Source organism: Xanthomonas hydrangeae, from assembly GCF_032697525.1.
GTDB classification, from domain to species: Bacteria; Pseudomonadota; Gammaproteobacteria; order Xanthomonadales; family Xanthomonadaceae; genus Xanthomonas; species Xanthomonas hydrangeae.
The window spans coordinates 774,830-794,730 of record NZ_CP103836.1; the positions used below are offsets into that span (position 1 = coordinate 774,830).

Here is a 19,901-nt window from a genome sequence, read left to right on the forward strand (position 1 = left end):
ATCACTTTATTGATCATCCAATGCGAGTGCGGCCGGCCGTTCAAGCCATCCACCCGCACCGTCCGGCACAAGTTCAATCAGCTCGATGCGGTCTTCGTAGACCCCGGTCACCCGGCCATCGCTCTGTCCCAGATACACACCCGGCCGCACCCGGTAAGTCACCTTGTCAGGCGCCATCACCAGCGCGATCAGGCCCGACCCACCGCCAATGGTCCCCACCATGTCGAGGGCGTCGAGCGGATAGGCTTCCAACGGTTCCTTGCGCCGGTTCGGATCCGGACGCGTACCGTTGCTGCCTTCCGCAGTGACCCAGGCATCGCTGAACGGGTCGCGCATCACCTGCGCGGCGTATTCGAATGTCTCGAACTGCTGCATCACCGGCAATGGCTCCAACGGCGGTGCCGGACGTGCGCGCACCTCGGCAACCCAGGCTTCCAGATTCGGCGCATCGCCCGGTGTGCTGGTCACACCGCGCGTGCACGCCGGCAATACAGCAATTAACGCCACGCAGGACAGGATCTTGAGCAGTTTCATGGTCATTGGCCGCCCTTCTTCGCAGCGTCGGCCGCAGCCTTCTCCTGCTCTGCCATTTCCTCATCGTCCAGATAACGATAGGTCTTGACCGTGCCGGAAAGTTCCAGAGCCCCGCGCGGGGTGATACCGGCCTTGGGGTCCTTCGGCTTGAGGTTGATGTCGTGCATGGTCAGGATCACCACGCGCGGCAGCGAGGCGACACCGCTGACGAAGGCACCGAACTGGTGGTAACTGCCCACCATGCGCAGCGCGATCGGCTTCTCGGCGTAAAACTCCTTCGGCGATTCCGGACCCGGCTGGAACAGCTCGTTGGACAGGCCGCTGGACAACGCGGTCTGCGAGATGTCGATGATCAGGTCCGGCATTTCGGTCTTGCTGGGCAGCTGACGCAGCATCTGCTGCAGCACCTGTTCCATCTGTGCGAGCTGCTGCTTGAGCGGCTCCAGATTCACCGCGCGTCCCTGCTGGGTCTCGAACTCGGTGCGCAGCTGTGTTTCGGTGCCTTCCAGGCCTTCGAGTTCATCGCGCTTGCCGCTGATCAACAGGAACCAGGCCAGCACCAGAATGAACAGACCAACCACCACGCAGAACACGATGCGTGCCTGCTGCGGCCAGCCGCCGATGTTGTTGAAGTCCAGATCGCTGAGCTTGAAGGATTTCTTACTCATGACGCTGCCCCCTGCTGCGGCCGATTGGCGGGCGCCGGCGCCGGCTGCGGTGCTGCCGCAGGTGCGCTCGGCGGCGTTGCAGGCGCAGCAGGCGTGGCACCAGCCGGCGTTGCGCCCGGTGCAGCGGTACCCGGCGCAGCCGGATCCACCACCGCGGGCGCGGCGCCGTTCTTGTCGGCCTCGTTCGGATTGGCCAACTTGACCTTGAGCGTGAACACGTACGGCAGCGCCTTGGTTTCCATCGACGATCCCGCAGGTTGCCCGGCCTTGTCCTGGCTCTTGGCCTCGATGATCGACAGATCAGGATTGGTCATCCAGCCCGAGCCTTCCAGGTTGCGCATGTAGGCACTGACACGCGCATTGGATTGCGAGCGGCCTTCCAGGGTCAGGATGTCGCCGTCCTGCTTGATGTTGGTCAGCGCCACGCCATCGGGAATGGTGCGCACCAGCGAATCGAACAGATGCACCATCTGCGAGCGATTGGCCTGCAGTTCCTCGATGACCTTCTTGCGCGCAAGCAGGCGGTCCTTCTTCTTGTCGAGTTCCTTGATCTCTTCGTTCTGTGCCTTGACCTTGTCGATCTCGGTGGTCAGGAACGCATTGCGTTCGGTCTGGCCACTGATCTGCGCGTCGTAGTAGAACCAGATCAGTCCGGACAGCAGCACGCCAGCAAGCGCTGCGAAGCCGAGCATCGAATAGAACTCACGCTCACGCGCCTTCCGGCGCTCGGCGCGCCAGGGCAATAGATTGATTCTTGCCATCAGTCAAAGCTCCTCAGGGCCAGGCCGGTGGCAATCATCAATGCAGGCGCATCCAGCGCCAGCGCATGGGCCTGAACCTTCGGGCCGAGCGTCATCTGTGCAAGCGGGTTGGCGACCACGGTGGTCACGCCGAGCTGCTCTTCCACCATCTCCGGCAGGCGCGACAGCGCGGCGCAACCGCCGGCCAGCACGATGCAGTCGACGCGATTGAATTCGCTGCCCGCGTAGAAGAACTGCAACAAGCGGCTGATCTGTTGCACCGTCGCCTCTTTGAACGGCTCCAGCACTTCGACCTCGTAGCTCTCCGGCAAACCGCCCTGACGCTTGGCCAGGCCGGCTTCTTCATAGGTCAGGCCGTAACGGCGCATCACTTCATCGGTGAGCTGCTTGCCGCCGAACACCTGCTCGCGGCTATACAGACTGCGACCGGAACGCAGCACGCTCAGCGTGGTCATGGTCGCGCCGATGTCCACCAGCGCAACCACTGCATCGGCGGCCACCGGCAGCTCGCTGGCGACCAGGGCAAACGCGTTTTCGACCGCAAAGGCCTCCACGTCCATCACCTTGGCAACCAGGCCACCGAGTTCCAGCGCGGACTGGCGCAGTTCCACATTCTCCGAACGCGAGGCAGCCAGCAGCACCTGGACCATGTCCGGGCTGTTGGGCATCGGGCCGAGCACTTCGAAATCGAGATTCACTTCCTCGATCGGGTACGGAATGTAATTGGTGGCCTCTAGTTCGACCTGGGCTTCCATATCGCTGTCGTCCAGATCGGCCGGCATCGGGATCAACTTGGTGATCACCGCCGACCCGGCCACGGCCGCAGCCGCGTTCTTGGCCTTGCTGCCGGAACGATTGATGGCGCGGCGAATGGCTTCGCCCACCGCCTCCACTTCGACGATGTTCTTTTCAACGACCGCGTTCGGCGGCAACGGTTCCACCGCGTAATGATCCACGCGAAAACGATTCCCGCTACGTGACAGCTGCAAGAGCTTGACCGCAGTGGAACTGATATCGACACCAATCAGTGGCGATTGACTCTTGGGTAGAAGCCCCACGGAAACTCCCCTGCCGACGGGCACTTGGACGCATGTCTGCGCCCTCGTATTAATAATCAAATTTTAACAGTTGACAAGCCCTTCACGCGCAAAGCAATCGCCCCACGACGTAATCCCCAGCGCGGTCTTCTGCGATCCCCAGAGTTCGGCCCCAGCCAAACCCGGCGTCATCTATACTCTGTGACCAAGAAATCTGCAATCGGAATCTCTCTTACATGCCCCGTATTCGCCGTTGGTTGGGCTGGATCCTGGCCACGCTCGTCGTGCTCGCACTGCTTGGCGCTATTGCTGCCGGCGGCCTGTATTACGCCATTTCCTCGAAGTTGCCGGACGTGCAGTCGCTCAAGCAGGTCGAGCTGCAGGAGCCGATGTACGTCTATGCCAGCGACGGCCGCCTGATGGCCGTGTATGGCGAGACCCGGCGCTACCCGATCCAGATGAAGGACGTGCCGCTGCGCCTCAAGCAGGCCTTCCTGGCCACCGAGGATGCGCGCTTCTATCAACATGGCGGTGTGGACTACAAAGGCATCGGCCGTGCGGTCTGGCTGCTGGCAACCACCGACGCCAAACGCGTGCCGGGTGGCTCGACCATCACCCAGCAGGTGGCGCGCCAGTTCTTCCTCAGTTCCGAGTACAGCTACACCCGCAAGCTCGCCGAGATCCTGTTGGCGCGCAAGATCGAGAGTGAACTGAGCAAGGACGAGATCTTCGAGCTGTATCTCAACAAGAGCTTCTTCGGTAACCGCGCCTACGGCGTGGGTGCCGCGGCCGAGTACTACTACGGCAAGAAGATGAGCGAGTTGAGCCTGGATGAGATGGCTTCGCTGGCCGGTATCCCCAAGTTCCCCTCCAGCGGCAACCCGATCAGCAACCCGGAGCGTGCGCAGGAACGGCGCGATTACTATGTGCTGCAACGCATGGCCGAGCTGGGCTTTGTCACCCAGGCCGAAGCCGATGCCGCCAAGGCGGTGCCGATGCACGCCAAGCCGCACGAGCCGCCGGTCGAGGTGTACGCGCCTTACGTGGCCGAGTTGGTGCGTCAGGAAATGATCGCCAAGTACGGTGGCGACGTGCTCAACAAGGGCTACCACGTCACCACCACCATCGACGCGACGTTGCAGACCGGCGCCGATGCGGCGATCGCAGAAGGCCTGCGCCTGTACGACCACCGGCATGGCTGGCACGGCGTGGAACAGCATTTCGATGTCGCCGCCGATGCGGATGCACCGGCCCTGGCCAAGCATCTGGCCGGCGCGTTCACCCAGGGCGGCCTGCGCGCGGTGATCGTGGCACGCACCAATGCCGACGGCGGCGTGACCGTGGTGCAGAGCGACAAGACCGAGTTGACCTTGCCCGCGAGCGCCAGCCGCTGGACCAACAAGACGCCGGCCAAGCTGCTGACGCGCGGCGACCTGACCCGCATCCGCGCCGGTGAGAAAGACGGCGAGTGGATCATCGACCAGTTGCCGCGCGGCCAGGCCGCGCTGGTGTCGCTGGACGCCAACAGCGGTGCGCTGCGCGCACTGGTCGGCGGTTTCAGCTTTGCCGGCAACAAGTTCAATCGCGCCACCCAGGCACGTCGCCAGCCGGGCTCGAGCTTCAAGCCGTTCGTGTATGCGGCCGCGTTCGAGAAGGGCTTCAATCCGGCCTCGATCGTGCTGGATGCGCCGGTGGTGTTCCGCGACCGCCGCGGCAAGACCTGGTCGCCGCAGAACGACGGCGGCGGTTTCCGCGGCCCGATGCGCCTGCGCGAGGCATTGGTGCAATCGCGCAATCTGGTGTCGGTGCGGCTTTTGGACGCAATCAGCGTCGATTTCGCACGCAAATACATCAGCCAGTTCGGTTTCCAGGAAGCGGAGCTGCCGCCCAACCTGTCGATGTCGCTGGGCACCGCATCGCTGACGCCGCTCTCGGTCGCGCGTGGCTATGCGGTGTTCGCCAACGGCGGCTCACGGGTGGAGACCTGGATCGTGGACGAGGTCAAGGACCGCGACGGCAACGTCATCTTCAAGGAAGTGCCGGCCGTGGCCTGCCGCACCTGCGCGACGCAGGGCGGCACCGCCGCACCGGTGAGTCAGGTGGTGGACGGCTTCAACTTCGGCGCGCCGGCGTTGCCCAAGTCGATCGAACCGGCTACCGCAGCGCCGGCCACACCAGCGGAGACCACCCCGGCAGCCGTTGCCGAAACCAAGATCGCGCCGCGCGCCATCGACGAGCGCACTGCGTATCAGTTGGTCTCGATGATGCGCGACGTGGTCCAGCGCGGCACCGGCACTGCGGCCAAGGTGCTGGGGCGCGAGGACGTGGGCGGCAAGACCGGCTCGACCAACGATCACCGCGACGCCTGGTTCTCCGGTTTCGGGGGCCCCTACGCCACGACGGTGTGGGTGGGTCGCGACGATTTCCGCTCGCTCGGCTATCGCGAGTACGGCGGCAAGGCCGCACTGCCGATCTGGATCGAGTACATGCGCGTGGCGCTGAAGGACAAGCCCATCGCCGCCAACGACCCGCCCGACGGCATGACCCAGGCCACCATCAATGGCGCGGTGGAATGGGTGAAGAACGAAGATCTGGATCGTCTGCAGGATTACGACTACGGCCTGCAGGAACAGCAGGACGAGAAGGCATTCGATATTTTTTGAGTGCCGGGATTGGGGATTCGGGATTGGGGAATCGCAACAGCATCGCCAGTTCGGTTCCCCGATCGGCTTAGCGGCATCGACTGTCTCCAGTCGCAGTAGAGGGCACTGGGCAATCACCTTAGCGTGATTGCCCTTCAAGGGAAGACAGACCGCATTCGCCACGCCGTCATGCGGCTGTTGTAGAGTCGAACCAGGTTCATTAGGGGAGCCCGGTCATGCACCACGCGCGCGAGCACGCCGATACGCGAACCCGAGAGCGTCGCCATCGATTGGCGCACGAAGCCGCCCGGCTGATGGCCGAAGGCGGCATCCGCGATTTTCATCAAGCCAAGCTCAAGGCGGCCAGCCGATTGGGCATCCATGACGATGCATCGCTGCCACGCAACCGTGAGATCGAAGACGCATTGCGCGAATATCAACGCCTGTTTGCCGGCCCAGCGCATGGCGTGCGACTGCGCCAGCGGCGCGAAGCCGCATTGCGTGCACTGGAGTTTCTCGGCCCGTTCCAGCCGCGACTGACTGGCCCGGTGCTCGATGGCACCGCCGACGCCAATGCGCCTGTGCAATTGCAGCTGCACAGCGACGATGCCGACGCAGTGCAGCGGTTTCTCGAAGAACACCGCATTCCGGCCGAATTGCGCACGCGCCGGCTGCGCCTGGATCGCGAACGCAGTGGCGAGTTCCCGGTGTGGCTGTTCAGTGCCGAGGATCTGACCTTCGACCTGACCGTGCTGCCTTACGACGCGCTGCGCCAGGCACCGCTATCGCAGCTGGACGAAAAACCGATGCCGCGTGCATCGGCCGCGCAAGTACGTCAGCTGCTGGCCGACGAGGACGGCCGCAACTCTTTGCAACAGCTGCGCTGACCGCAGCTCGCCGTAACCACCGGCGACCGATGGCAACGCCCCAACCATCAAAGCAAACGCCCCGCAATGCGGGGCGCTGGTTCAAGCAGACAACTGCAAGCGCTTAGCGCTGGCCGGCATCCTTGTAATCGCGCTGGTCGTAGCCGGTGTAGATCTGGCGCGGACGGCCGATCTTCATTTCCGGATCGACCTGCTGCTCCAGCCAATGCGACACCCAGCCGGCGGTGCGTGCGATGGCGAACATCACGGTGAACATTTCCACCGGGATATTCAGCGCCTTGTAGATCAGGCCCGAGTAGAAGTCCACGTTCGGGTACAGCTTGCGCTGCACGAAGTAGTCGTCCTTCAGCGCGGCTTCTTCCAGCTTCAGCGCCACTTCCAGCAGCGGGTCGTTGACGCCCAGCTCGCCCAGCACCTTGTGGGTCATCTCGCGGATGATCTTGGCGCGCGGGTCGAAGTTCTTGTAGACGCGGTGACCGAAGCCCATCAGACGGAACGAGGAGTTCTTGTCCTTGGCCTTGGCCACGGCGGACTCGACGTTGTCGGCGGTGCCGATCTCTTCCAGCATCTTCAGCACGGCTTCGTTGGCGCCACCATGTGCCGGGCCCCACAGCGCGGTGATGCCCGCTGCGACCGAGGCATACGGATTGGCACCGGTCGAACCGACCAGGCGCACGGTCGAGGTCGAGGCGTTCTGCTCGTGATCGGCATGCAGGATGAACAGCAGATCCAGCGCCTTGGCCACCACCGGATTGATCTCCAGCGGCTCGCTCGGCACTTCGAACATCATGTGCAGGAAGCGGTCGACGTAGTTGAGGTTGTTGCGCGGGTAGCGGATCGGCCAGCCGATCGAATAGCGATACGCAGCAGCAGCCAGGGTCGGCACCTTGGCGATCAGACGGATGGCGGCCTGACGGCGCTGCTCCGGATCGTTGAGGTCCAGGGTGTCGTGATAGAACGCCGACAGCGAGGCGACCGAACCGGCCAGCATGGCCATCGGATGGGCGTCATGACGGAAACCACCGAGGAAGTTCTTCAGCGACTCGTGCATCATCGTGTGATGCGTGACTTCGTGGTCGAACTTCTGGAATTCGTCTGCCGTCGGCAGTTCGCCGTTCATCAGCAGATACGACACTTCCAGGAAGCTGGACTTCTCGGCCAACTGTTCGATCGGGTAGCCGCGATACAACAACACGCCGTTGTCGCCATCGATGTAGGTGATGGCCGACTTGCAGCTGGCGGTGGCGGTGAAGCCCGAGTCGTAAGTGAACAGACCGGTTTCTTTGGTCAGCTTTGAAATATCGACGCAATCATTGCCAAGCGTGGGCTTGAGTACCGGCAGAACAACCGACGTGTCGCCGGCGTTGAGCGTGACCTGATCAAGATCGGACACTGTGTACGCTCCTTCAGTGGAAGGCGCCTGTCACCAGATGGGCAGGCACGTGATGGAAGTCCAGGGCATCGCCCCGGATCACGTCATTATCGCACAGCAACATTTTGGCCGTCGCTTGGACAGAAGTCGTAGACGCGCCCGTCCGGGGCGCAAAAACGAAGCTTTCACGGCACAAAAAACAACGGCCGCGCAATGCGCGGCCGTTGCCGGTACAGCCCGTCCTGCAAGTTCAGCGCGCGTAGCGCTTCTGGAACTTGTCGATACGGCCGCCGGTGTCGATCACCTTGTGCTTGCCGGTATAGAACGGGTGCGATGCGGAGGAAATATCCACCTTGATCAGCGGATAATCCTGGCCGTCTTCCCACTTCACGGTCTCTTTCGAGCTCATGGTGGAACGGGTCAGAATCTTGAAATCGGACGTCACGTCGTGGAAGACGACGTCGTTGTAGCTGGGATGAACGTTATCTTTCATGGACTTGGCGCCGGGCTGCCTGGATAAGCCGGTCATTATAGCGGCCTACCTTTGCCCGGCGCAAGCTGCGTCCTAACCCGCTGCCAACGCCGCCTCGACCAGGCCGTAGAAATGCTGGCGGTCGTACTCCAGCAGCAGGCTGGCGTTGTCGGGCGCGCCACCCTGCCGGTTCCAATCCACCAGGGTCATGCCGCGGGTGTGGGTGCCGGTCAGCTCGATGTGCACCGGCCGCTGCTCCAACCGCTGCGCGCCTTCCGGATGCAGCGCGAAGGCCATCGCCAGCGCATCGGCGGCGTACCAGTGCTCGCCACGGCTGTCTTCGGACCACAAGCGGGTCTTGCGCGAGATCTCTTCGTAGAACGTCGCGCGCGCCGAGTCGGCCGCCAGCCATTGCTCGACATCCCGATGCAGCAGGCCGTGCGCGATGGTGGCCTCCCAGTCGGCGACATCGAACTGCGGAAAGCCGCGGAACACGATATGCGCCGCTTCCGGGTCGAAGCCGATATTGAACTCGGCCGCCGCAGTGATGTTGCCGTGCCCGGTCAGCGCCCCGCCCATTACCACCAGCCGCGCCACGCGTTGCGGCAGGGTCGGGTCCAGCGTGAGTGCCAGGGCAAGGTTGGTCAGCGGGCCGAGCGCAACCAGCAACAGCTTGCCCGCGTGCTCATGCGACAGGCGCAGGATGGCCAGCGCGGCATGCTCGGCCTCGGCAGTGCGCCTGGCCGGCGCCAGGCCGACATCGCCAAAGCCGTCGATGCCATGCACATGCGCCGCATCCACAGAAGGGTGCAGCAGCGGCTGCGGGCAGCCGGCGTAGACCGGCACATCGTCGCGGCCCGCAATCTCGCAGACTTTCAAGGCGTTGCGCACGGTATGTTCCAGGCCCACGTTGCCGGCGGCGATGGTCAGGCCGACCACCTCATGACGCGTGTCGTTGAACGCCATCAGCAGCGCCAGCGCGTCGTCCACGCCCGGGTCGGTGTCGATCAGCAGCGGTATCTTTTTGGTCATGGGATTGGAGATTGGTCATTCGGGATTCGTTGCCGCATCTTCGCAAGGATCGGCGAGGCATGCGAATTCGTTACACACCCACATAGCAGCGACCTAGGCTTTACCAATCCCCACTCCCGAATCACCAATCCCCGCCGCTCACGCGGCGGCGTAACGCACCGCACTGCCGATCCAACGCGCAACCACACGATCGGCGATCTCCGGCGCTTCGGCCAGCAGGCGTTCGGCAAGCACCTGCACGCGCGGCAGCAGCCCGGCATCACGGGCCAGATCGGCAATGCGAAAACTCGCCAGGCCGGTCTGCCGGGTACCCAGCAATTCGCCCGGGCCACGCAACTCCAGATCCTTTTCGGCGATCACGAAGCCGTCGTTGGTCTGGCGCATGGTTTCCAGACGCTGGCGCGCCATCATCGACAACGGCGCCTGATACAGCAGCACGCAACTGGACGCGGCGGCGCCGCGCCCGACCCGGCCACGCAGCTGATGCAACTGGGCAAGACCCAGACGCTCGGCATTTTCGATGATCATCAGCGAGGCGTTGGGGACGTCCACGCCCACTTCGATCACAGTGGTAGCGACCAGCAGATCGGTTTGGCCCTGCTTGAAATCCAGCATGGCTTTTTGTTTTTCGGCCGGCTTCATGCGGCCGTGCACCAGCGCCACGCGCACGCCCGGCAACTGCGCAGACAAGGCTTCATAGGTGACTTCGGCGGCTTGCGCTTCGATCTTTGGCGGGCCAGGCGGCGCGCCTTTGCCGGGCTCTTCGCTTTCTTCGATCAAGGTGCACACCCAGTACGCCTGACGCCCTTCGGCGCAGGCGGCGCGGATGCGCTCTACCAGATCCGGGCGACGTTCTGCGCTCAAGACAATCGTCTGTACCGGCGTGCGCCCGGGTGGCAGCTCGTCGATAGCCGAAACATCCAGATCCGCATAGGTCGACATCGCCAGGGTGCGCGGGATCGGCGTGGCGGTCACCACCAACTGATGCGGCACGCTGCCGGCAGCCGCACCCTTGTCGCGCAGGGCAAGCCGCTGATGCACACCGAAGCGGTGCTGCTCATCGATGATGGCCAGCGCGAGGTCGTAAAAGACCACCGCCTCCTGCATCAATGCATGCGTGCCGACAACGACCTGCGCCTGGCCGGAGGCCACCTCGGCCATCGCCGCAGCACGCGCCTTGCCGGTGACCTTGCCGGCCAGCCAGACGATGCGCACGCCCAGCGGTTCCAGCCAGCCACGCAGGTTGGTGAGGTGCTGCTCGGCCAGCAGTTCGGTCGGCGCGGCCAGCGCCACCTGCTTGCCCTGCTCCACCGCCAGCATCGCCGCCAACGCGGCGACCACGGTTTTACCGCTGCCGACATCGCCCTGCACCAGCCGTAGCATCGGCGATGGCTTGGCAAGATCGCGCGCAATCTGCTCGAACACGCGCTGCTGCGCGCCGGTGAGCTGGAACGGCAATGCCGCGCGCAGTTGCTGCACGAGGTTCCCCGTGCCGGGCAGCGTGGGCGCATGAAAGCGCTGCAAGGCGATGCGTTGGCGGCGCAGGCTGAGTTGATGCGCCAGCAGTTCCTCGATCGCCAGGCGTTGCTGGGCCGGATGACCGCCCGCGAGCAGTTGCTGCGGGTCGGTATTGACCGGCGGGCGATGCATGGTCAACAGCGCTTCGCGTAACGAGGGCAGTTGTTCGTCCTGCAGCCAATGCGGGGGCAGCAATTCCAGCGCGGCCTCGGGCGGCAACCGCTCCAGCGCCTGGCCGATGAGCTTGCGCAGCGTGGCCGGCCCGACGCCCTCCAACACCGGATAGACCGGGTCCAGGCTATCGCCCAGCCCGGCGTCTTCGCCCTCCGCCAGCACACGGTAACTGGGGTGCACGATTTCCCAACCGTTCTGTCCCGGCTTGGGTGTGCCGAACACCCGCACCCGCGTGCCCGGCGCGAACTGCGCCACCTGGGCCGCGCGGAAGTGGAAGAAGCGCAGCACCAAAGTGCCGTGCGAGTCGTCCGACACCGCTACCCGCAGCACCGGCCGGAAGCGGAAGCCGCGCTCCATCGCATCGACGCGGCCTTCGATCTGGGCCGGCACGCCGCCCTGCAACTGCGCGATCGTGGTCAGCCGCGTGCGGTCTTCGTAACGCAGCGGCAGATGCAGCCACAGATCCTGCAAGGTAAAAATGCCACGCGCAGCGAACTTCTCGGCCACTTTCGGGCCGACCCCGGGCAGGCTGGACAGCGACGCCTGGCCTGCGACGTCCAGGCTCGGCGTGACGGTGAGCGCGCGTGGCACGGCAGATCGAATCGGATCAGTCGAACTGGATCACTCGAGCACCATCACCGCATCGACTTCGAAACCGGCGCCCTTGGGCAGACCGGAGACTTCGATGGTGGAACGCGCGGGGAACGGCGCCTGGAAATACTCCTGCATCACCGCGTTGACGGCGGCGAACTGGCCGAGATCGGTCAGGTACAGGCCCAGGCGCACGATCTTGTCGAGCGAGCCGCCGGCTGCTTCGGCCACCGCCTTGAGGTTGTCGAAGCAGCGACGCGCCTGCGCACCGATGTCGCCCGGCACGATCTCGCCGGTGGCCGGATCCAGCGGGATCTGCCCGGAGAAATACACCGTGTTGCCGGCACGCACGGCCTGCGAATACGGGCCAATGGCGGCAGGCGCCTGGTCGGTATGGATGATCTGGGACATGGAGACTCCGCTGCAAAGGTGTGTGCAGCAGTTTAGGCGTTTGTGCGGATTTGCTCGACTGTTGCGCGCGTTTTAGAGCGGCTGACGAAACGTAGCGAGCGGTCGCCAGGTGGGTGTGGACGGCGCGCAGGAACCGGAGTGTACGAGTGGTACATGCCGATTCCGAGCACCGACCGCCTGGCGGTGAGCACAGCAGTTTTGTCAGCTGCTCTTATTGACGGCCGACGCTTTGCACCACATGCAAGCGCCGCAGCCGACGCATCACTTCGGCCAGATGGCGGCGGTCGCGGACCTGGATATTGAAACGCAGCACCGCCGCATTGAAATCGCGGTCCAGGTAATCCACACGCTCGATGTTGGACTGGCTCTGCGCGATCGCTGCGGCAAGCTGCGCCAGCACGCCGGTGCGGTTTTCCACCTCGACCACCAATGCGGTGTCGTAATCGCCGGTGACGCCCGAATCCCAATCGATCGGCACCCAGCGTTCGGGCGATTTGCGCAGTTCGGCCAGGTTGGTGCAATCCAGCCGGTGCACCACGATGCCCTTGCCGGCGGTGTGGTAGCCCATGATTTCGTCGCCGGGAATCGGCTGACAACAGTTGGCGAAGCTGATCACGCCACGCTCGCTGCCGTCGATCAGGATCTTTTCGTGCGAATGCTTGGAATGCCCGCCGCCGCGCAGTTCGGCGTAGGCCATCAAGGCCTGCGCGGCCTGGTTGGGCATCCAGTTACCCAGCGCCACGTCGGCCAGCAAGGCTTCCAGACGCGGATAACGGTGCTCGCTGAGGAAGGCGTCCAGGCGGCCCTTGGGCAGCCGTTCCAGCGAACTGTCCATCGCTTCCAGCGCGCGGTCGAGCATGCGGTGACCGAGCTGCACGGCATCTTCGTGTTCGAGCTGCTTGAGCTGGTGGCGGATCGCAGTGCGCGCCTTGCTGCTGACCACAAATTCCAGCCACTGCGGTTTGGGCGTGGCCGAACGCGCGGTGATGATTTCCACCGCCTGCCCGCTGACCAGCTTGGTGCGCAAGGGCACCAGCTTCTTGTCCACGCGCGAGGCGACCGCGCGGTTGCCCACGTCGGTATGCACCGCGTAGGCAAAATCCAGCGCGGTGGAATTGCGCGGCAACGCCAGGATCTTGCCCTTGGGCGTGAACAGGTAGACCTCGTCCGGAAACAGGTCGACCTTGACGTTGTCCAGAAACTCCAGCGACGAACCGGCAGCGCGCTGCGAATCGATCAGCTCCACGATCCAGTCGTGCGCGCGGCTCTGCGCGCTGTTGGGCGAGGTGGAACCGACCTTGTAGGTCCAGTGCGCGGCCACGCCGCGTTCGGCGATCAAATCCATTTCTTCAGTGCGGATCTGTACTTCGATCGGCGAGCCGTACGGGCCGAACAACACGGTGTGCAGCGACTGGTAGCCGTTGGCCTTCGGGATCGCGATGAAATCGCGAAAGCGCCCGTCCAGCGGCTTGAACGTGGCATGCACCGCGCCCAGGGCGTGATAGCAATCGGCCACCGAACGCACCACCAGACGGAAGCCGAATACATCCATCACCTGGTCAAAGGATTTGTTCTCTTCGTGCATCTTGGAATAGATGCTCCAGGGCGTCTTGATGCGACTGACCAGCCGATGTTCAAGCCCTTCCTTGGCCAGCCGCTGCGACAGCTGCACTTCCACCTGCGCCATCGATTCGCGCCGCACCACCGGCTGGCTGCGAATGTGTTTTTCGATGATGGCGTGACGCCACGGATACAGCGCGCGAAAGCCCAGGTTCTGCAACTCGGACTTGATCAGGCTCATGCCCAGGCGCTGTGCGATGGGCGCATAGATTTCCAGCGTTTCGCGCGCGATGCGGCTGCGCGCCTCGCTGCTCTGCGCGCCGAGTGTGCGCATGTTGTGCAGGCGGTCGGCGAGTTTGATCATGATCACGCGCAAGTCGCGCGACATCGCCAGCAGCATCTTGCGGAAACTTTCCGCCGCCGCTTCCTGGCGGTCGCGGAACTTGAGCTTGTCCAGCTTGGTGACACCATCGACCAGTTCGGCCACCGCTTCGCCGAACTCGGCCGCCAGCTCTTCGCGGGTCAGCGGGGTGTCTTCGATGGTGTCGTGCAGGATCGCGGCGATCAGCGATTCCATGTCCAGGCCGAGTTCGGCGAGTACGCCGGCCACGGCGACGGGATGGGTGATGTAAGGCTCGCCCGACTTGCGGGTCTGGCCGGCATGCGCGGTGGCACCCACTTCCCAGGCACGGCGCAGGATCGGCAGCTGCTCCTTGGGAAGGTAGCTGGCAGCGCGTTCGAGGTGCAGGACGTAATCGGGGATGGCCGGGTCGGGAGACGAGGACGTCACGACGGTCGCCTGGGCAGTGGGGCCTGGGTTCATGGCGGAAGACTATGCCAGCGGCGCAGTCACGGCAAACGTTTGCGCACTACGCGCGCGAAAGCGGCCCGCAAACGAAAACAGCCCGCACAAGGCGGGCTGTTCGGATCGATCGCAGCGATGCGAGCAATCAATCGTCGTTCTTGGACATGTCTTCGTCGGCGACCACTTCGGCGGCGGCCCATTCCAGCGCTTCGCGCTCGGCACGCTCGCGCTCGGCCTTCTCGACTTCATCGATCAGCGCGTTGTCGATCCGGCGTGCGGCGATCTCGCGCAGTGCCATCACGGTGGGCTTGTCGCTGGCGTCGGCATTTTCGATCAGCGGCTGCACGCCGTTGGCGAGCTGACGGGCACGCTTGGAGGCCATCATGACCAGCTCAAAACGGTTGTTCACGACTTCCAGGCAATCTTCTACGGTAATGCGGGCCATGCGGGCTCCCGGCGACCAGCAACGGCCGCGCATCGAATGAGGGAAAGGGGGCGGAGTGTACGCCGGGGCCACTGGGCGGGCAACCGGCTTTCATTCAGTTTGCTTTGGAATCAGCCACTTGGACAAATCGATCAAGACGCAGCGCCGTCCTGGTGCGCAGAACAGCCCCGCACGCCTGGCCGGCCGTTTCCCCCAAGCCGCAGCGACATGCCGGGCAGAATGCCGATCTTCAGCTGCGGCGTCGTCGCGCCGTGACACCCAGGATCGCCACTCCACCCACCACACCAGGAACTCAGTCAAGCAGCGCCTGGATCAGGCCGGCATGCCGCTGCTGCTGCGCCTGCCGACGCAGCCGGCTGGCGGTGAAGATCGCGCACATCTCCGACACCGCCGTCTCGAAGGTCTCGTTGATGATGACGTAATCGAATTCTTCGAAGTGCAGCATCTCTTCGCGTGCGGCGGCCAGGCGCTGCGCCATCACGTCCTCGCTGTCCTGACCGCGCTTGCGCATACGCTCGTCCAGCGCCTGGCGCGAAGGCGGCAGGATGAACACACTGACCGCGTCGGGGACTTTCTGGCGCACCTGGCGCGCGCCCTGCCAGTCGATTTCCAGCAGCACATCGTGGCCGGCAGCCAGCTGCGGCTCCACCGACTGCCGCGCGGTGCCCTTCCAATCGCCATGCACCAGCGCATATTCGAAGAAGTCGCCCGCTTCGATCATGCCCTGGAACTCGTCGGCGGAGACGAAGTGGTAGTGCTCGGCATGCCGCTCGCCCGGCCGCGGCGCGCGCGAGGTGAACGAGATCGACAAGGCAATCTTGGGATCACGCGCCAGGGTGGCGTTGACGATGCTGCTCTTGCCGGCGCCGGAGGGGGCCGCAACGATATAGAGGGTGCCGCGCATAGGTCGGGGATTCGTGATTGGGGGAGTCGGGATTCGCAAACGGGTTGCGGGCCGGTGCCACCGGGGTCGATATGCTACCGGGATTGGCCGCAGCACGCCGACGCATGCCAGTTGCCATCAGCCAATCCCGAATCCCCAATGCCAAATCCCGGCTATTCGATGTTCTGCACCTGCTCGCGGATCTGGTCGATCAGCACCTTCAGATCCACCGCCGCGTTGGACGTGCGGCTGTCCACCGACTTGGAGCCCAGCGTATTGGCTTCGCGGTTGAATTCCTGCAGCAGGAAGTCCAATCGACGGCCGACTGGTTCGCGCTGCTTGAGCACACGGCGGATCTCGGAAATATGGCTGGACAGGCGATCCAGTTCCTCGTCCACGTCCAGCTTCTGCAGCCACAGCACCAGTTCCTGCTCGGCGCGCCCCGGGTCCACCGGATGCGGCAGATCGGCCAGGCGTGCGGCGAGCTTGGCGCGCTGACCTTCGCGAATGGCCGGAATCAGCGTGCGCACTTCGGCGGCGATACGTTCGATGGCATCCACCCGCTCGCTGATCGCCTCGGCCAGCTTGCCGCCTTCACGCTCGCGCGCGGCGACGAAACTGTCTACCACCTCATCGAGCAATGCCAGGGCCTGCGCCTGCAGCGCCGGTGCGTCCACGTCCTGCACCTGCAGCACGCCGGGTAGCTGCAACAGATCGGTAAATCCGACCTGCAACTTGGGAAACACACCGTCGAGCCGCGTGGCCAGTGCGCCCAGTTCCTGCAGCAGGGATTCGTTGACGGACAGGGTCTGCGCGTTGTCCGGCGCGCGCAGGCGCAGCGCCAGATCCAGCTTGCCGCGGCTGTTTTTTGCCGCCACACGTTCGCGCAGCATCGGCTCCAGCGCACGCAGTTCTTCGGGCAGGCGCACGCCCACTTCCAGAAACCGGTGGTTGACCGAGCGCAGCTCGCAACCGAGCGTGCCCCAGGGCGTGATGCGTTCGCCGCCAGCAAACGCGGTCATGCTTCGAATCATCGTCAGTCCCGTACCTTCAAAGCGCGAATGGTACCCTAGCCGCCCGCGCTGGCTGACCGCCTCGCCACGCGCTGACCCAGACCCACCTCCCGACTTCCGGACTCATCGCATGACCTTTTCCCGTCCCAGCGGCCGCACGGCCGACCAGCTGCGCCCGGTGCGCATCGAACGCGCTTTCACCCGTCACGCCGAAGGCTCGGTGCTGGTCAGCTTCGGCGACACCCGCGTGCTGTGCACCGCCAGCGTGGAAAACCGCGTGCCGGGGTTCCTGCGCGGCAAGGGCGAAGGCTGGGTGACCGCCGAATACGGCATGCTGCCGCGCTCCACCCACACCCGCTCCGACCGCGAAGCCGCACGTGGCAAGCAGGGCGGGCGCACGCTGGAAATCCAGCGTCTGATCGGCCGCGCACTGCGCGCCTGTGTGGACCGCAATGCCCTGGGAGAGCGCACCATCACCCTGGACTGCGACGTGCTGCAGGCCGATGGCGGCACCCGCACCGCTGCGATCACCGGCGCTTACGTGGCGCTGGCCGATGCGGTGAACCTGCTGCTCAAGCGCGGGGACATCAAGAAGCATCCGCTGATCGGCGCGGTGGCCGCAGTGTCGGTAGGCATCTATCGCGGCGAGCCGGTGCTGGATCTGGACTACCCCGAAGACAGCGACTGCGACACCGACATGAATGTGGTGATGAACGATGGCGGCGGTTTCATCGAGCTGCAGGGCACCGCCGAAGGCCACGCGTTCCGCCGCGACGAACTCAACGCGCTGCTCGCCCTCGCCGAACAAGGCATGAGCGAGCTGTTTGCCCTGCAACGCGCTGCGCTTGCCGGATGAGCCGACGCATTGCCCTGACCACCTTGCTGGTCGCCGATTACGACGCGGCCATTGCCTGGTACACCGGTGCGCTGGGTTTCCAGGTGCTGCAGGATCGCGCACTTGGCGACGGCAAGCGCTGGATCGTCATCGGCCCGGGCAGCGCGCAGGAGGCCGCGCTGCTGCTCGCGCAGCCGGGCGACGACGCGCAGCGCGCGCGCATCGGCGACCAGACCGGTGGGCGGGTGGATCATTTTCTCTACACCGACGACTTCTGGCGCGACCACGCGGCGATGCAGGCGTTCGGCGTGGAATTCCTGGAAACCCCGCGCGAGGAACCGTACGGCACGGTCGTGGTGTTCCGCGATCTGTACGGCACCAAGTGGGACCTGCTGGAGCCCAAGCAATGAAACAACTGGTCCTGGCCAGCGGCAATGCCGGCAAGCTGGAAGAACTGCGCGCCATGCTGGCCGACCTGCCGCTGCACATCGTGGCGCAAGGCGAGCTCGGTGTGGAAGACGTGCCGGAAACCGGCCTGACCTTCGTCGAGAACGCTTTGATCAAGGCGCGTCATGCCAGCGCGGTCACCGGCCTGCCGGCACTGGCCGACGACTCCGGCCTGATCGTCGATGCGCTCGGCGGCGCGCCCGGCTTGTACAGCGCGCGCTACGCCGGCAGCCCGACCGATGCACAGGCCAACAACGCCAAGTTGCTCGATGCCCTGCGCGACGTGCCGGCCGAGCGCCGCAGTGCGCGGTTCTACGCGGTGATCGTGCTGCTGCGTCACCCGGAAGATCCGCAGCCGCTGATCGCCGAAGGCAGCTGGGAAGGGGTGATCACCACCGAACCGCGCGGCGATGGCGGCTTCGGCTACAACCCGGTATTTCTGGATCCGATGCATGGCCTCACCGCTGCGGAAATGGACACCGCGTTGAAGAACCGGCTGAGTCACCGTGCGGTGGCATTGGCCACGTTGCAGCACAAGCTGCACGCCCTGTCGCTGTGAACGATGGCCTGATGCAGTGTCCGACCTGATTCCACCGCCGTTGTCGCTGTACGTGCACCTGCCCTGGTGCGTGCGTAAATGCCCGTACTGCGATTTCAACTCGCATGCGGCCAAGGGCGTGCTGCCGTTCGAGGAGTACGTGGATGCGTTGATCCGCGATCTGGACAACGATTTGCCGCTGGTGTGGGGCCGCGTGGTGCATTCGGTGTTCTTCGGCGGTGGCACGCCCAGCCTGTTTCCGCCCGAGGCGATCGATCGCTTTCTGCAAGCCGCGGCTGCGCGGCTGCGCTTCGCACCGAATCTGGAGATCACCCTGGAAACCAATCCAGGCACCGCCGAGCATGGCCGCTTCGATGGTTATCGCGCCGCTGGCGTGAACCGCCTGAGCTTCGGGGTGCAGACCTTCGACGATGTGGCGCTGCAGCGGCTCGGTCGCATCCACGACAGTGCCGAAGCCGAGCGCGCGATCAAGCTGGCGCAGGATGCCGGTTACGACAATTTCAATATCGACCTGATGTACGCGCTGCCCGAGCAGACCCTGGCGCAGGCCGAGCGCGATCTCGAACGCGCCTTCGCGTTGCAGCCCACGCACATGTCGCATTACCAGCTCACGCTGGAGCCGAACACGGTGTTCTTCGCGCGGCCGCCCAAGGGCATTCCCGATGACGACGCGGCCTGGGACATCCAGGAACATTGCCAACGCCTGCTGGCCGAGGCCGGCTACGCGCAGTACGAGGTGAGCGCCTACGCCAAGCCCGGGCGGCAATGCGCGCACAACCTCAATTACTGGCGCTTTGGCGATTATCTGGGCATTGGCGCCGGTGCGCACGGCAAGATCAGTTCCGGCGCCGAGCAGCACGTACTGCGGCGGTGGAAGCACAAACATCCGCAGAGTTATCTGGCCAGCGCCGGCAATGCGGCATCGATCGGCGGCGATGAGGTCGTGCCGCGCGCCCGGCTGTCGTTCGAATACATGCTCAATGTATTGCGCCTGCACGAAGGCTTCCGGCTGAGCGATTTCGAAGCCTCTACCGGTCTGGCGGCGTCCGAGATCGCAGCGCCGTTGGCGCGCGCGGTCGCGCAGGGCTGGATGACCGAGCAGGACGGACGCGTGATACCGACCGAACTGGGCCGCCGCTTCACCAACGATGTGGTCGAGTTGTTCCTGATCTGACGCTGGCCAGCAAACCCTAGCGAGCGCCAGTCATCCGCGCGTGATCGGCACGGCAGGTCTGGAGTGTTCGAGGGGTCCATC

At 64.5% G+C, this 19,901-nt stretch carries 19 protein-coding genes and 1 other RNA gene; 6 read left to right on the plus strand and 14 right to left on the minus strand.

The features are described 5' to 3' along the window. Nucleotides 1-6: 6 nt before the first annotated feature. The 4 genes from NYR97_RS03145 to NYR97_RS03160 are packed head-to-tail and all read right to left on the minus strand — an operon-like array spanning nt 7 to nt 3,021. A complete protein-coding gene (locus tag NYR97_RS03145) occupies nt 7-540 on the minus strand; it encodes a pilus assembly protein PilP (protein WP_006451353.1) in 534 nt (177 codons plus the stop codon). Beyond that, nucleotides 537-1,202, minus strand: a complete 666-nt coding sequence (locus tag NYR97_RS03150; RefSeq protein ID WP_006451354.1) for a type IV pilus inner membrane component PilO — start codon at nt 1,200-1,202, stop codon at nt 537-539. The genes NYR97_RS03145 and NYR97_RS03150 overlap by 4 nt, the downstream gene beginning before the upstream one ends. After that, nucleotides 1,199-1,963: a PilN domain-containing protein gene (locus NYR97_RS03155; protein WP_316696670.1), complete on the minus strand. Its 765-nt coding sequence runs from the start codon at nt 1,961-1,963 to the stop codon at nt 1,199-1,201. The genes NYR97_RS03150 and NYR97_RS03155 overlap by 4 nt, the downstream gene beginning before the upstream one ends. Continuing rightward, complete coding sequence (locus tag NYR97_RS03160; RefSeq protein WP_043909467.1) at nt 1,963-3,021, minus strand: pilus assembly protein PilM; 1,059 nt, start codon at nt 3,019-3,021, stop codon at nt 1,963-1,965. The genes NYR97_RS03155 and NYR97_RS03160 overlap by 1 nt, the downstream gene beginning before the upstream one ends. Nucleotides 3,022-3,236: 215 nt before the next feature. Here NYR97_RS03160 and NYR97_RS03165 point away from each other — a divergent pair, with 215 nt between their 5' ends. Together NYR97_RS03165 and NYR97_RS03170 are read left to right on the plus strand one after the other, a co-directional pair. Then, complete coding sequence (locus tag NYR97_RS03165) at nt 3,237-5,663, plus strand: penicillin-binding protein 1A (protein ID WP_316696671.1); 2,427 nt, start codon at nt 3,237-3,239, stop codon at nt 5,661-5,663. A gap of 215 nt (nt 5,664-5,878) precedes the next feature. Further along, nucleotides 5,879-6,529, plus strand: coding sequence for a hypothetical protein (locus tag NYR97_RS03170; protein ID WP_316696672.1), 651 nt, complete (start codon nt 5,879-5,881; stop codon nt 6,527-6,529). A gap of 103 nt (nt 6,530-6,632) precedes the next feature. Here the strand turns inward: NYR97_RS03170 and NYR97_RS03175 are convergent, their stop codons facing one another. From NYR97_RS03175 to NYR97_RS03220, 10 genes are all read right to left on the minus strand, one after another. Continuing rightward, complete coding sequence (locus NYR97_RS03175) at nt 6,633-7,922, minus strand: citrate synthase (RefSeq protein ID WP_006451360.1); 1,290 nt, start codon at nt 7,920-7,922, stop codon at nt 6,633-6,635. A 229-nt stretch (nt 7,923-8,151) separates the two neighbouring features. Next, nucleotides 8,152-8,394 carry a type B 50S ribosomal protein L31 gene (locus NYR97_RS03180; RefSeq protein ID WP_043889669.1) on the minus strand — a complete coding sequence of 81 codons (243 nt, stop codon included), beginning with the start codon at nt 8,392-8,394 and terminating at the stop codon, nt 8,152-8,154. Between the two features lie 72 nt (nt 8,395-8,466). Next, nucleotides 8,467-9,405, minus strand: a complete 939-nt coding sequence (locus NYR97_RS03185; RefSeq protein ID WP_316696673.1) for a nucleoside hydrolase — start codon at nt 9,403-9,405, stop codon at nt 8,467-8,469. A gap of 138 nt (nt 9,406-9,543) precedes the next feature. Beyond that, on the minus strand, nt 9,544-11,688 hold the full coding sequence (gene recG / locus NYR97_RS03190) for an ATP-dependent DNA helicase RecG (RefSeq protein ID WP_316696674.1): 2,145 nt from the start codon (nt 11,686-11,688) through the stop codon (nt 9,544-9,546). A 30-nt stretch (nt 11,689-11,718) separates the two neighbouring features. Beyond that, nucleotides 11,719-12,099, minus strand: a complete 381-nt coding sequence (locus NYR97_RS03195) for a RidA family protein (protein ID WP_006451364.1) — start codon at nt 12,097-12,099, stop codon at nt 11,719-11,721. Between the two features lie 79 nt (nt 12,100-12,178). Then, nucleotides 12,179-12,254, minus strand: a non-coding RNA gene (locus NYR97_RS03200) — sX9 sRNA. Between the two features lie 56 nt (nt 12,255-12,310). Next, nucleotides 12,311-14,482: a RelA/SpoT family protein gene (locus NYR97_RS03205; protein ID WP_205393843.1), complete on the minus strand. Its 2,172-nt coding sequence runs from the start codon at nt 14,480-14,482 to the stop codon at nt 12,311-12,313. 127 nt (nt 14,483-14,609) lie between these two features. Continuing rightward, complete coding sequence (gene rpoZ, locus NYR97_RS03210) at nt 14,610-14,909, minus strand: DNA-directed RNA polymerase subunit omega (protein ID WP_002812428.1); 300 nt, start codon at nt 14,907-14,909, stop codon at nt 14,610-14,612. 292 nt (nt 14,910-15,201) lie between these two features. After that, on the minus strand, nt 15,202-15,813 hold the full coding sequence (gene gmk / locus NYR97_RS03215) for a guanylate kinase (RefSeq protein ID WP_043888920.1): 612 nt from the start codon (nt 15,811-15,813) through the stop codon (nt 15,202-15,204). 152 nt (nt 15,814-15,965) lie between these two features. Then, nucleotides 15,966-16,826 (minus strand): YicC/YloC family endoribonuclease, encoded by an 861-nt coding sequence (locus NYR97_RS03220; RefSeq protein ID WP_316696676.1) that lies wholly within the window; start codon nt 16,824-16,826, stop codon nt 15,966-15,968. A 109-nt stretch (nt 16,827-16,935) separates the two neighbouring features. On the opposite strand from NYR97_RS03220, the gene rph reads away from it, so the two are divergent. The 4 genes from rph to hemW are packed head-to-tail and all read left to right on the plus strand — an operon-like array spanning nt 16,936 to nt 19,820. Continuing rightward, on the plus strand, nt 16,936-17,661 hold the full coding sequence (rph, locus tag NYR97_RS03225; protein WP_024938119.1) for a ribonuclease PH: 726 nt from the start codon (nt 16,936-16,938) through the stop codon (nt 17,659-17,661). Further along, nucleotides 17,658-18,050 (plus strand): VOC family protein, encoded by a 393-nt coding sequence (locus NYR97_RS03230; protein ID WP_316696677.1) that lies wholly within the window; start codon nt 17,658-17,660, stop codon nt 18,048-18,050. The genes rph and NYR97_RS03230 overlap by 4 nt, the downstream gene beginning before the upstream one ends. Beyond that, nucleotides 18,047-18,646 carry an RdgB/HAM1 family non-canonical purine NTP pyrophosphatase gene (gene rdgB / locus NYR97_RS03235; protein WP_316696678.1) on the plus strand — a complete coding sequence of 200 codons (600 nt, stop codon included), beginning with the start codon at nt 18,047-18,049 and terminating at the stop codon, nt 18,644-18,646. Before NYR97_RS03230 ends, rdgB begins: the two co-directional genes overlap by 4 nt. 16 nt (nt 18,647-18,662) lie before the next feature. Continuing rightward, nucleotides 18,663-19,820 (plus strand): radical SAM family heme chaperone HemW, encoded by a 1,158-nt coding sequence (gene hemW / locus NYR97_RS03240; protein WP_316696679.1) that lies wholly within the window; start codon nt 18,663-18,665, stop codon nt 19,818-19,820. The last annotated feature ends 81 nt before the right edge of the window (nt 19,821-19,901 follow it).